Source organism: Peptoniphilus sp. HCN-40583, assembly GCF_037892835.1.
GTDB classification, from domain to species: Bacteria; Bacillota; Clostridia; order Tissierellales; family Peptoniphilaceae; genus Aedoeadaptatus; species Aedoeadaptatus rachelemmaiella.
Map to the genome: position 1 here is coordinate 1 of NZ_JBBKBU010000003.1, position 14560 is coordinate 14560.

At 29.2% G+C, this 14560-nt stretch carries 10 protein-coding genes; all 10 read right to left on the minus strand.

Annotation, left to right across the window (positions count from 1 at the left end):
* Positions 1 to 277 (minus strand): MptD family putative ECF transporter S component (locus WKT05_RS01595; protein ID WP_340412643.1); only part of this gene is annotated, 277 nt, incomplete at its 3' end.
* Between the two features lie 364 nt (positions 278 to 641).
* On the minus strand, positions 642 to 1055 hold the full coding sequence (locus WKT05_RS01600; RefSeq protein WP_340412724.1) for a TetR/AcrR family transcriptional regulator: 414 nt from the start codon (positions 1053 to 1055) through the stop codon (positions 642 to 644).
* 693 nt (positions 1056 to 1748) lie between these two features.
* On the minus strand, positions 1749 to 2402 hold the full coding sequence (locus WKT05_RS01605; protein WP_101540578.1) for a hypothetical protein: 654 nt from the start codon (positions 2400 to 2402) through the stop codon (positions 1749 to 1751).
* A 24-nt stretch (positions 2403 to 2426) separates the two neighbouring features.
* Positions 2427 to 4553 (minus strand): methyltransferase, encoded by a 2127-nt coding sequence (locus WKT05_RS01610; RefSeq protein WP_285044412.1) that lies wholly within the window; start codon positions 4551 to 4553, stop codon positions 2427 to 2429.
* Positions 4554 to 4572: 19 nt separating this feature from the next.
* Positions 4573 to 8481, minus strand: coding sequence for a condensation domain-containing protein (locus tag WKT05_RS01615; protein WP_340412644.1), 3909 nt, complete (start codon positions 8479 to 8481; stop codon positions 4573 to 4575).
* Positions 8457 to 9530 (minus strand): Gfo/Idh/MocA family oxidoreductase, encoded by a 1074-nt coding sequence (locus WKT05_RS01620; RefSeq protein WP_101540575.1) that lies wholly within the window; start codon positions 9528 to 9530, stop codon positions 8457 to 8459. Before WKT05_RS01620 ends, WKT05_RS01615 begins: the two co-directional genes overlap by 25 nt.
* Positions 9531 to 10604, minus strand: coding sequence for an NAD(P)H-binding protein (locus WKT05_RS01625; RefSeq protein ID WP_110058314.1), 1074 nt, complete (start codon positions 10602 to 10604; stop codon positions 9531 to 9533).
* The gene (locus tag WKT05_RS01630) at positions 10601 to 12028 is read right to left on the minus strand and encodes an acyl carrier protein (RefSeq protein WP_340412645.1); all 1428 of its coding nucleotides are present in this window, start codon (positions 12026 to 12028) and stop codon (positions 10601 to 10603) included. The genes WKT05_RS01625 and WKT05_RS01630 overlap by 4 nt, the downstream gene beginning before the upstream one ends.
* A complete protein-coding gene (locus WKT05_RS01635; RefSeq protein WP_285044409.1) occupies positions 12021 to 13490 on the minus strand; it encodes a condensation domain-containing protein in 1470 nt (489 codons plus the stop codon). The genes WKT05_RS01630 and WKT05_RS01635 overlap by 8 nt, the downstream gene beginning before the upstream one ends.
* On the minus strand, positions 13477 to 14550 hold the full coding sequence (locus WKT05_RS01640; protein WP_101540571.1) for a Gfo/Idh/MocA family oxidoreductase: 1074 nt from the start codon (positions 14548 to 14550) through the stop codon (positions 13477 to 13479). The genes WKT05_RS01635 and WKT05_RS01640 overlap by 14 nt, the downstream gene beginning before the upstream one ends.
* Positions 14551 to 14560 lie beyond the last annotated feature (10 nt).

Sequence of the window (14560 nt, forward strand, 5' to 3'; positions counted from 1 at the left end):
ATAAAATCGCAGAGATCAGACAAATTGGAATCATGATCCAGTAACCCATAGCAGCATACAGCAATCCGTAAACTATCCAAAAAAGAAAAGCAGCGCCTTTCTTTCGAACCCTTTTTGCCATAATTACAAAAACTGGTCCAACAACAAAGGCTGCAAATCCCGCTGAAGCATAAAGTGAGATCGTACCTAATGTTCCAGTGAACATTGAAACAACCATTCCAATAGCAAAACCTATAACAGTTAATACTGCAATTTGAACAATATCTTTTAATTTCATAACAACGCTCCTTATTTAATATTTTTGTTTTTCTTTTCTTGTTCTAATTTATTAAGTTTTGTTTATCCACTAAGATTTATTTTCACCATAATTTTCCTCCCCATTATCGTATTCCTAAATTAATTTAATATATTTGATAACGCCGTTATCGTCTGGGTAAAAAAGAGCATTTAGTAACTCTTTATTTTTTTCCAACCTTCTTCGAAGAAAATAGCAATCAGCTTTGAATTTATAATTAACTCCTCTTCACTATCAGAATGTAAAACTATTTCTATCAATGCAGAAAATCTTGCATGGTTCAATGCATGAATTCCTATGCTCGCTCTTTTTTCAACAATAACATTTTTAGATCCTGTTCTATTCTTTATTTTTTTTGACTTTCATCTTGCATTAAGGTTAATTGCTCTATGAAGTTGCTATACTTTGTTTCACCTGAACAATTAATTAGCAGTTCTAAAATCTCTTTATTTTCAAAAAGAAAAAGGCTGACCTCTATCGTTCCCTCTATATTCACTTTTGAATTTAAGTTCTCGTGATTATCTCCTGAATTTTGAAAATTTTTCTCTTCAAATTCTTTATACTTTGTAAATACAGCTTCTACCAGCGGATCTACTAATTCTGAAAAAAGTTCCTCTTTGTCACTAAAATTTCGATAAAAAGCCCCCGTAGTAACACCAGCCATCTTTGATATCTCTCGCAGACTGGCTTGTTCGAATCCCTTTTCTAAAAACAACTCTTTCCCACATCTTAATATTCTTTCACGTGTTCCAAAATTCATCACTTGCATTCCCCCCTAAAAAGATAACGCTGTTATCATAATGTTACCACTGACTAATTCTTTTGTCAATAACCATTATCATAATAGACTTGTAGAAACTACCATGCTAGGTTTTTGATGCTCCTACTGCTATAACCTTTTAAAAGTTATTGGTTATTTATATATAAGGGGTGTGCGTTATTAATTACCACTGTGCAAGTTCATAAAATTATCCCGAAAAATCACACATTGGTTATTGAGCAATTTAAATTGCGCAAAATTGTTCTGAAATAAATTAACATTTTCAAGGGACCTTAATAGAAGCAAGCCTCCTGCAAATATTTTCTTGTTTGCACAAATAATAAATGCCACCAAATACTAGCACCAAATACTAGATGGAAGAAAATACTTAAAATTTGAGAATCCAATACTTCACGCATATGTTAAAGATAAATTTCTAAATAATCAATACTCTTCTCTAGATATTGAACAAATATTCTAACTTGAGGAACCATCAACGACTATCATTTATATGATGATTTATCCAGCTGTATATGCACAAATGTTTGATAAGCCATATATCTTAAGAAGCAATAGAGGGGCTATAGAGAAGAGCTAATAATAAAAAGTCAACTTATTTATTGAAAACTATTGCTGCTGATTAATGAAACACTAAATTCAATTTTATAATATTAATGCTCGGAATTTTAGATATTATATAAATTCAGCTATATCTCCAGCTATAGATTCCCATTCAGAATCTAACATGCTGTCATGGCAAACATTCCTATAAATTATTAATTTTCCATCATAAAGTTTCATTGTATCCAATAGTGAGTTTAATGGGATACACTTATCATTTAATGATCCTATAATCAAGACTGGTATTCCTCTAACGCAGCTTTTATTATATTTGTGACATACTGTAAGAGATTTAATCCCTGAAGGTTCTTCTTTTTTTAATAAATCTATATATTTGTTTACATCTTTCTTTGTATTTGAAAAATATAGCTCTTTATTTTTTAGACAAAAAAATCGTTTAGCTATTCTTACGGCATTTATAAATTTTTTATTCACAGGATACGGATTTAGGATTACTAAAGAAGCTGGTTTTCTATGTCCTTTCATTAAATATTCATTGACAAATAGATTCCCAATTGAATGAGATATTATCGTAAACTCACCTTTGATTTTAGATGTTATCTCTTTAAGTTTTTCAATAGATTCTTCTACATTTTTCGCACCGTCTGAAAGAACATGAATTTTTATTTCATATCCTCTGTTCTTGAAAAATGGTACAAAGTTTTCATTCCAACACCACTCGCCGTGAAAAGCCCCGCATACAAAAATTATAGTTTTATTTTCCATTTTAATTCCTATTTTCTTATTTTCTTATTTCTCGGCAACAAATAACCTTTGGCCGAATTCTTTATATTTATGACTATCGCTCGGAAAGGATTCTATGTTGTTAAAGCCTGTTTTTTTTAGTTTCTCTATCCATAAAACTTCACTTGCAAACAAATTGTTATCATCTTCATCATTTTTCAATATAGATTCCATCATGAATACTTGTGATACAAGCATTTCAATTTGATTTCCAACAGGTTCTGTAATAAGCAACAAACCTTTGGGTTTTATCTTTTTGTATAATAGTTCCAGCGTTATGTCGACATCCTTTACATTATTTAAAACTCCAGCAGCTACGATTATGTCTGCCTGTGGTAATATCTTTAATTGCCTATAATTATTTAAGTCAATTTTTTTGTAATTAATATCACTTACTCCTGTGAATTTCTCTCTACCGATTTGCAAAAAGAAATCCGATATATCCGAATATATATATTCGCATCTTCTTTGTAAATTCATTTTTTCCAACATAGTGAAAATTGCGCTTGTCGTTGCTCCAATTCCTGCACCTACTTCTAATACCGATAATCTATCTCCTTCACAATTGCCCAAGATATATTCGGCTACTTTTAACGCAAGTAGTTCGTTTAACATCTTGTAAATTGTATTTTCCTTGTATAATGCTTCAGCATAATCTATTTTCCCTTGAGGAAACAATATCTCATTGCAATTAATTTCACCGTTAAAGAGTTTGTCCATTTCTTTAATATTTTTCTTTAAATATTTAAGAGAAAGAGGATTTCCCAATTTCCAATTCCAAAGAAAACTCAAATGATCATATATCCTATCTCGTTCGGTTTTTAAAACTACATTTGATGCCCAATAATAATTGTCATAATCAGAATTTATAAATCCTGTGTTAGATAATTGAGAAAGCCATAATTTTATAATACTTTCATTCCTTTTAGTTTTTCGTGAAGTAACTTTGTTCATAATTTCATTGCAATTATATTTCTTGTACGGTTTGTTGAAGATATTTTTAGAATTAAGAAATAGCATAATTTCCATTCCCACATAATTATTCATTGATTGAAAATAGTCATCTAGAAAATCATTTTTATAATATAAATACTTTTTATAAATGTTGGATTTAATAGTCTTAAGGTCCCTATCTATTGCACTCCCTGTATCACTCGAAGTAATTTGATTGTACAGGCTAAGGTGAACACTTGTTTTAATTTTTCCCTTTAATTGTTTTGCATTATTTTTTTTACCCCCTCCACTTAATAGCCCATCTATCTCTTTTATTTTAACAGCATCATTGAGTATTGCTTGCACATCCCTCTGTATAATTCTTTTACTTATAAAATTGTCAAGAACTTTGCTTTCGCAATCACTTATTTCATGATTTTTTAAAATTGTTTTTGATGGTTTTAGATTATTTCCATGCCAACAAATATTTTTGAATGTTAAATCTATTGTTAGGGATCCTTCGTTGGTTATTAAGGTTAATGCATTAATATGTTTTTGGTTATTGTACATGCTTCGATTGTCAATATTATAAATTTTAAATATATAATCATACGAACCTATTTCTCCTGTTATCAAATAATAATAGCTATAAACATCGTTATTCTTTACCTTTATAGTTGTATTTATTTTTAAAGAGTCACATATAATTCTTGAGATTAGAATTAAGTTTTTCTGTTCGAAAGTGGCATCTATTAAAATAATTTCCATTTTTCTTGATAAATCTTTAATTATACCAATCATTCTGTTAAAAAAAACAGTATCAATTATGTGTCTATAAGCGTAATAAAATTCATTTTTTTGATTTGCTTTTCTTAAATTCTCTATTAATAATTCTGAATTGCATGAATTCTCATCTAGAACAGATATTTGCCTTTCTAATAAAGAGATGCTTAATCTGTTATCTTCAGAAGCTATAAATGAAGCTTTTGGAATATATGCTAAATCTATTTTCCCAAAATTCTCCAATATTTCATCTAGGCTGTTAAAGCATGAAACATTATTATTATATGCATTTTTAAGGGCTAATTCATTATACGAATCTAATATCCCTACCAAATTTATTTTATTAGATGTTTCGATTAAATTGTAAAAGTAATGATGTTCTGGTAAATACCCACAAACGATTAAGTTCTTTCTCATTGTTATTCCTCCAACGTAATTAATGCTTGGACATTACTTTTATCTCTAATTTCTTTGCCAAAATCTTGGCATTGTTTAGAGATTGTACTGAACTATAGTGGTTCCCTGGTATGTCATATCTATTTATATCTCCTATTATTATCTCAGAAAGATTGCCCATTAGTTTTTCAAAATGTTTATATATTCCAATATTATCGGATGCTATATAATAATCAATATTTCCAAAGTATGGATCAGGAACAAACTTCTGAATTTCAATAGATTTTTTGAAGATTTTATATAATTCTGAAAAAGACTTTTCCGTAATATGTTTTTCTTGTTTATCCTTAATTAATTTAAAATATTCATGAAACCTTTCGTCTTGTTCTTTATTCTGTAAGGCTTTTAAAATCCTTACATCTTGTTGATCCTTTAAATTTTTTATAACGTCCTTGACTTCTAGGTTTAAAAGATAATTTACATTTTGTTTAATTAAACCATCAATAACATTTCTATCTTTTACTTCAAAGTCACCAAGATCAATATTAAAAGCTCTTAAAAAGATAAATTCTAAAATGATTTCATCATATTTTATGTCGGGCAATATACCACCTTCTATAATAGAGAGATTCTTTATGTTAATACCTGATTCTAACAAACGTCTCGCTACTTCTATAGCCATTGTTCCGCTTGAGCTATATCCTATCAATTGAACGTCTTTATAATCTTGACGTACAATACACTCATAGTATTGACTAATGAGGCGTGAAATTAGTTTATCATTTTGTGTACTTAAATATAAATCCTTGTTTGAAACACCTAAAATTAAAACATCCCCTTTGTTTTGATTTACGAGCTGGATTCCTAATTTTTCGAGATCACTTACATTTCCAAACGCACCATTTATTAAAACTCTTAAAACCTTATCTTTAGTATTGCAATCTGATTCAATTAGCCTTTGTGATACAATTGAATAATCATTTTCATTGGTTTCTACATTTTCTAAATTATTACCTGATTTAATAATTTCTGCTACACCATCAATAGTAGGGTTTTTTATACACTCTCGTAACAAATACTCAAAAGGTAAGTCCGTTATTATATCATCCTTCAATTCTGTTACAAATTTTGCCATCATTAAAGAATCTACACCAATATCATAAAAATTTGTATTCTTTTTAATTTCTTTCACATCAAATGTATTTTTACAAATATTTTTTATTTTTAATTCGAGAGATGTCATTGGTATTTCAAAGTTGTTCTCATCTTGGATATCACTTTTTCCCGATCTTTTTTCATTATTAGAATCTCTATATGATGAGCGTATACTGTTCATATTTGATATCTTTTTTACAAATAATGTAGCACTAAGTCTTTCTCTAATTACGCTATCTTCAGGAAAAATCTTTGTCTGGTACTTCCCATCCATGCTATTTAACATTCTGACCCATTGTTCAACAGTTAGGAAAAAACAATCATTTCTATATTCATCTAGGGGTTCCTCCATTAATAAAGCTTGGGATGCCATTAACCACGGCTCATTTCTTGAAGGCTCTGAGAACAACAAATAACCATCTGGAGCTATTATTTCTGAAATATGTTCCAAAGTTTTAGGTACATCCTTAGTGTTGTCTAATACGTAAGCAGCTATGATAATATCAAAATATTTTTCATCAAATCCTTGATCAACAGGAGATAAGTCTATGTTTAATTTTTTGATTTTAATGTTTTTGTTGTTTCTATAAGTTTTTTTTGCTTCTGGAAAAAAATATTTCTGTGAATCCGTAAAAAAGTATTCATAATTTACATTTTCTAGTTTCTTTAGAATTTCTTTAGTTGTAGCCCCTGTTCCAGCTCCTATCTCTAATATTCTTATTTTATTTTGTCTTTTTTCTTTTATAATTTTTTCAACAACGCTAGAAATACAATCATTTATAACAGATGCACTATAACTATTTTCGTATAATGCTTTTGTGTAAACAGTAGACCCATTAGGGTATAATAAGCTAATTGGATCTATTTCGCCTTTTATTATTTTTTCTAAATTCTCTAAATTTGATTTTATATATTTAAGTACATTTAAATCTCCATGTGTTTCAACCCATCGAGAAAATAATCTTTCCCATGTTATAATATAAAAATGCTCATCGTGTTCTAGTTCCGCCTCATACTCTTTACTCAATGAATTTTTTTCGATAATCCCCATAACATTTAATTGATCAATCCACCTATGTATTACCCAGCTGTATTTTTGATCATCTCTTTGGTTATACTGCTCCGCTAGTTTATATTTATTCTTTTCTGTTTCCTTAAAAACCCCTAAATTTATCAGCGTTTTTAGCATTATACCAAGGCATAGTTCATCTCTCATTGTACAATTTCGAATATATGAGTAATCACTACAATGCAAAACGGTTGAATGTTCTATTTTGTCCAACAATTTAATTGGCGAATATTTATTTAAATTCTCAGCACCATATAAATAATTAATTTCTAATGGAGAAAGGTAATGCCCTGTATTTTTATTCCATTCAGAGGTTTTTTGTGACAATTTAATTAAATTTTTTTCAAAATAATTAAACATGTCTTTTACTAACATCTCGCTTAATTTGTTTTTTCTAACATCCCAATTAATTCTAAGACCTTCTGGTGTATCAATTGTTTGACAATCTATCAGTACTTGAGGCGTTTGAGAAATTCCGTAATCATACTTTCCAATCATGTCTCTATTGTTTAATCCAATTGCGCTAGTAAATACAAAAGGTAATAAAAACTCCTTACTGCCAATACTTTTTGATAAGTCTCTTAAAACTTCAACTCCAGAATAACTACTGTAATCCAAGTTTCTAAATATTTGTTTATTAATGCTTTGTGTTGCGTCTTTAAATGGGCAGTTCGTTGAGGTTGTTGATATAATTGATGTGTTGGTAAAATCTCCTACTATGTTCCCAAACTTTTTTCTTTCTTCTAAGTTAAATGTAGTAAGAATAATGCTAAAATCTTTATTAATGCTAAATCTTTTTAAGGTTTCGTTGTAGATAGATAGTATAGCGGCTGTAGGTGTTAAACCATTTTCTCGTGAAGTTTTATTAAAAAACTCCCAATCTTCTCTCCTCAGCAACAATGAATGCCTGATAAAATCATCAGTATCTGATTTTTCCTCAAGTAAAGGCAAATGCGGAGCTGCTTTTATTTCATTTTTATGATTTTTCCAAAATTCTTTATCCTTGAAATATTTATTGCTTCTACTCTTAATCTGGATACTTTTTATATAGTCCGCATAGGTATATTTACTGTTATCCATTATTTGGATGTCTTCGCAATTAAAGTACATATCCTCAAACTCTTTTAATAAATTCCATATACTCAGCCAATCAGCTATTAAAAAATCCATTGAAAAATGCAAAACGCTGTATTTTCTTTCCTGAGATATACCTATATCAAACATCGGCCATTCACCCAGTATATAATGTTTGTTTTCTAGTTTATTTCTTAGGGTTTTTCTTTTCCCTTCCATAACTCTATACCTCGGAGTTTTTTCAATAACTTTTTGAGTGGAGTTTGGGTTTACTACAGCTCTAAGCATGGGGTTTTTATTTATTATTTTATTCCATATTTTTTCTACTCTATTAACATCCAACTTTTCATAAATAAATTCCTGGTAGATGTGACAAGATACACCTCCTAGAGAATACGAATCACTTCTTCCTAATACGTAAGCTGATTGTACTGGAGTTAGCGGAAAAGACATGTTAATATCTATTTTCCCATCACTCTCTTTTTCTTGCTCTAAATATTCTATAATTTCATTTTTATGTTCTTTTAATTCATTTAATAATTCTTTAGTTATTTTACCTTTTAATGATTTATATCTTAATTTTTTATTTACGACATACAGTTCAATACCATTTGTTCTACAATGATTTACCAGTTTTTTAGTTTTTTGCATTTTATTCTCCTTACATTATTTCTGAAAGTATCTAGTATTACTTCGCATTCTCTATATGTGTTAACTAATTCGGCATAACCAGCGAATTCGGATAAGGTTTCCCAGTTTATAGCTGCAGCTATTTCTCCATTAGCTCTTTGTTGATTTATGCAACCTTGTGCAATGTAATGATACATTTCTTCTAATTCTTTTAAGATTGCAGTAGTCCAGGTTTCCTCAAAACATTCTTCCATATTTAAATCGTTAGAATAAATTATCTGGAAAGGTAATTGATTTTCAACTTCTGAAACACTATCCCTTGATTCTATATATTTTCTGGGTCGCCACGTAACGGGACCAAATATATCCTCTAAAGATAATATTCCGTCTTCATAATAAAACCTAAAGTTATACATAATAGACATGTTCTTGTCTGAATGGTTGGGGTTTATTCTATTATTGAATTCTATTAAAATGGGTAATTCATCAAGTCTGACGCTGATTATGTCAAATGGACCTTCATTTTTTATAACTTTTTTATTCAAAGATAATTTTCCATGCATCCCTAACTTAGAAATGATATCAAAAACCGTATATGAAACTTGAGTTGAAAAAGATAAATTCACGTACTCAAGTTTTGAAAGTGATTTTAATTTTTCATTATATAATTTAAATGTTTCTATCGCTGGCAAATGATTATATAAATTAGAAGTCATATATATTACATCGTTAATTCTTGCTAGTCTGTAACTTTCTTTTAAATATATACTATGAGTCGGCTGTTCTTGAATAACATGTATCCCTCTCTGTATTAATTTGTTACATATTAGTGTCCCTTGACCTCCAGCACCTTCTGATCGAATTATTACACATGCAACATCAGTGTCTTTTGGAAGCGATTCAATATTAGAGTACAAAGGTATGTTATATTTTTCGGATAAACGATGAGATCTTGCGCTACCTTTTGCCAATAAACCTGTTAGGTTAAATTTATCTGTATTTTTTTGTATGGCTCGAACATAGTATTCGCCAAAAGTAGAACCGCATACTATGACATTTAATCTTTTCATTTATATTTCCCCACCAATTGAATTCTTGAACAAAGTATTTTCTCCATTTTCCAAAATAATATTTGCTTTTTTGTCTATATCTAAAATTAAGCTTAAAAATTTACTACTATATTCCAAGTTTGCCATTTCATATATACCTACGTCGTATGTATTTTTCAATATTTTTACTGCAACAGCAACTGAAATAATTGCCGTTAAGTTCGCAGATGATTTTTCTTCAATTAAAAATCTATGAAATACCTCATTGTTTCTTAATTGCCCTTTGGATTCAACTAACATGGCACAGTAGGAATCAAAGATCTGTACATCAAGTCTGGAAGCTATAATCAATTTGCGAATTTTTTCAGATTTGTCAAATTTACGAAAATTTGGGTTCATTAACAGCTTATATGTTTCTCCGTCAGGCATACATATATTAAACTTAGCATTTTTTATCCCTAAATTTCTACAAATAGAAATAGATCTGTTGTCCATATAAGGGATTTGTTTTAGTTTCACTGACAGGTTTTTCAAACTAATAGCTTCACCGTTATAGGAAGTCGCCTGAAGTTTCCAGTCATTTATCTCTGTCATTGGATAGATATTCGAGCTATCCAAATATTCCAAATATGACTTTGCAGACGAATAGGTGAATTTATCTATTGTAACGTAATATAAGTTCAGAGACTCTACTTCATCAAAATGCTTCGTAATTATTTTTGGAAGAGATTCAGTTAAACCAGGAGAAACTCCAACGCCATGACAAATTAATGAATTTTTAACTTTTGGCAATTCAATATTCCTATAATACGTCAGATCAACCAGCTTGGTTTTGCCAAGTTCAACTGCTTCTACTAAATTTTTAATTCCTTCTTTATTAGCTGTGGCACAATTTATAACACAATCACAGTTTTTAGCAAAAGAAATACATGATTCTTTATTTGATAAATCTATGTAATCGTAACTAAAATTAGAATTTTCTTCTAATAAATTTCTATTTCTTATGCCTGCCTTTATATTATTTATCCCGTAATCTTTTAAAAACTTAATACATAGATTTCCTATTTCTCCATTTGCACCAACAATACCAATCATATTTCACCTTCTATGATAGATAAATTATCCTTTTTGTCTTCTATTAACTTCAACATCTCTTGAAAATATGCATTGGAAAAAATATCAGTAAGCGACAATTCGCAGTGAAATTCCTTATTAATAGCCACAACTAGTTTAGTAGCTAATAAGCTATCTCCGCCAAGTTCGAAATAGTTAGACTTCCCAAAATTTTCATCGTCAATTCCTAAATTCTTTTTCCATAAATTTGTCAATTTTTGAATGTTTGCAGTCTTTGAATCTGTTCCCATGCCATACTCATGTTTTAATATATCTAAACCATCATTGAGTTTTTCTATATTTTCTTTTGTTAGAGTATTTTCCTTATCATAGATAAGTTTGATATTACACTTAGATATTTCATTTTCTTTTGCAAATAAATCTATCTCGTCTTTGTAATTAAGATTATTCATAAGGCAAGCCTCAAATACGTTCCCACGTCGAATAATATACGAGTCATGTGGTTTTGTAACTAAAGAGTTGATTACTTTTTCAAGGTAATCATTCTTATAGAAGAATCCATTTTTCTTATCATCATTTATACTTGCCTTTTTATCTTCAAAAAATATAGCTACTAATCTTGACACTGGATCAACGTCTACAAAATCTGTTAAATATAGCATCCCGCTTTTCTTTAAAGTCATACTTAAAAGCTCTAACTCTTTTTGAATGTTTTTAAAATGATGGACAACATTTGGCATAAATAAGTAGTTGAATTTTCCCACATACTCTCCTAGTATATAATTTTCATCCATCTTCCATTTTGTAAACTTTATATTGTTATATTCTTTTCTTAGATCTTTAATAGATAGAGTTGTTTGTCCTATTAAGTCTACCTCCTTTATGTTTTGTATGTTTTTTAATAGGTGATTCAAAAATAAGCCTTGTCCTGGATTTACTATACCAACGCTTATAAAATCACCACTTGTATAATTTTTGATATTAAGTATTATATTCCTATAAGACTTGCAAACATCTTCATCCCTAAAGCTTAATATTTCAGGGGAGATTTTTTTATCCATTAATAAATAATTCTTATTTTCCCTTTTTTCTAATGCATAAATAAATAACTCTTTTTTGTCGTTTAATAAGTTGAATAAATCATCATCTGTTTGTTTGTTCAGCATCGCATCTTCGCTAAAATTTTTTGTGTAGTTTCTCCAGTATGTGATTATATGCATATTTTCTTTATCGACGCTTATATTTCCATTATCTATTTCTGCTAAAATCTTTTTTATAATTTTTTTTACTGTATATGTTCTTTTTTTTATTTCTTTTTCATTAACTTTATTGACAACTTTTGTTTTTAAAAAATGTTTTCTATCATTTTCGATATTCGTTGCGATGAGAACTTTTTCCCTAAACTTTTTGATATCCAGTTTATTATTTTCGACTAATTCACTCATTATCTTTGCTACCTCCCATATTTCCTTTGCATATAGAATCAATCTTTTCTTTGTATGCATATATCAATTCTTGTATTTGATTCTTGTTAAACAACTCCTCGATATAATCAAACGTTATTTTCATGGTTCCATCAATTATTCTTACGTGATGATCTAACGCAACTTGTGGTGTTTGACTTAAGGAATATTCTTCCTTAAATCCATTTATTACAGAATTATAATTTTCACCAATCATACAAGTCATAACGATAGGAAAATATCTTTGTTTTCCTAAACTTGATATTTTCGCTTTGTTCAATATATTTACACCATCATAAGCTCTAAATTCTAACAATTTAAATATTTGTTTCTGAGTACTTTTTACAGCTTCTACAAAATCATCATTCTCATCTTTATATTCTATTAATCCATTATTTGTAAATTCCCCGAGAATTTCATCAACATTTTTGTTTAAAGGCAGTTTCCCAAAAACCGTAATATTTATGGATATGTTTTTTCTTGAGCTAATATTCGATAGTGTAATCATATATATGGTCATTACAATAGATGTTAAAGTAACTTTATGTAATTTTGAATATTTTTCTAATGCTTTTACAACGCCTTTTTCAAAAGAAAATTCTTGTCTACTAAAGGTGGTCGTCTGCAATTCATTAAAACTTTTATTGTATTTTAATTCGGGACTGTCGCTGATAGCTAAAATTCGATTTTCCCAATACTGTTCAGCTTTTTGAATTATTTTTTTATTCTTTTCTTTGTAGCTCTTAAGATCATAGGTATAATCTTTGTAAGTATATTCTGTTTGTTTTGGTTTTTGCCCTGAATAAATTTTAAAAAGATTATTCACCATTTTGCCTGCACACCAAGCATCCAATATAGAGCAATCAAAGCTAAAATGAAAAACATCTTCAAACTTATCGCTTTTGCCAACTACAATAGTAAACATTGGCCAAGAATCATAAAAATAACGTTTGTGGGATAAATTTTCTCTAGTAGATAATCTATCAGTCCCATTAACTAAATTATATGTTTGAATTCTATATCTAGGCATCTCATCTATTATTAATCCATGCCCAGATGATAAAATTATCATTCTCAATGCATCATTTTCCCTTATTAAAATATTTAGCGCATTCTCTAATTTTGATACATCTATATTCTCTTTTGAGTATTCTATATAGTAGTGTGCGTTCACTTTATTTAACACTTGAGTTTTTGACTGCCCTGCCATATATGCCAATTGAAGCGAACTTAAGTCTACATAGTTGTCTTTTGCAAGCATAAGGAATTTTGTAATATCTTCCTTGTTGCTTTTTATATCATTTAAGATTTCTTTTAACAGTACATTGTTTTTCGCCTTATATTTAAGAATTCCTTCTTCCACATACAGATAAATACCTTTTGATTTTAAACTTTTTAGATATTCAAATACTTTTAAGCTATTAAAGTTTTTAACATTTTTCATTTGTATTCCTCAAAGCTTTCAAACCTCTAGTATAATCATTATAATTTTCATGAAATTTAGTCAATCTAGGAAAGCTTATTTCATGAGTTATATCGCTCCATTTTTTTGAAATTAATAGTTCTCTTTGCAATTCTATTCCATTCATGTTTTTATTTCTTATTTCTTCAATAAAATTATCTATTTGCATTTTTATTGAAGAAGGAAATTTTTTTTCTAGTAACCCCGAGTACGTTTCTTCATTTTCATCAGCTAGAATACATTCCATCAAACTCGATGTGTCACTTCGATTATTTTCGTTTCTATATGCAGAAGCATCTGAAACATTCATCCTGCTTCTCCAAATAACCGAACCAAAGGTATCATTAAGTTCTAATCTTCCAGAATTAAAGAAATATATGATCCTGTGTAGTAAATGCATGTGATTGTTGCCATCCTTGTCTGAGATTTCATTGTGAATTTGTAAAAAAACGTCTGATTGTCCATTAGAAATTCTTATATTGCTAAAGGGATATCTCTGAACTGTTTCGCTCTTATTTATCATATAACTACGGGGGTTGTTAAGTGATTTGATTAGTATAGACGAAAGCCCATATAATCCTTGTGAAGATGACATAACACTTCCATATTGAAATGCATCGTGAGAACTCAGATATCGACTTGCATTGCAAAAAATTTGAACATTTTCTAAATAAGGATATAAGTTTCCAACTTTGTAAAAAACATTATTTTCTCTAGCTATTTTGAAACATTCGGAAATTTCACTATGGTTGATAGGATGTTCCTGCATTACATTTATTCCTTTTTTTAAAAGGTGCTTAGATATCTCCGTGCCTTCTCCCCCAAGAACTCCAGATTTAATTATCACAAACGCAATATCAACACTATCAGGAATAGTATCCAAATCGGAAAATAAAGGCACATTATAAATTTTTGAACAATCCATAGAGCGTTTGCTTCCTTTTGCATATATACCAACCAGTTCAAGGCTATCACTCATACTTATTGCTCTCATATAAGATTGTCCAAATGTAGTTCCACACACTATTACTTTTAGTCTCATGCCTTCTCCT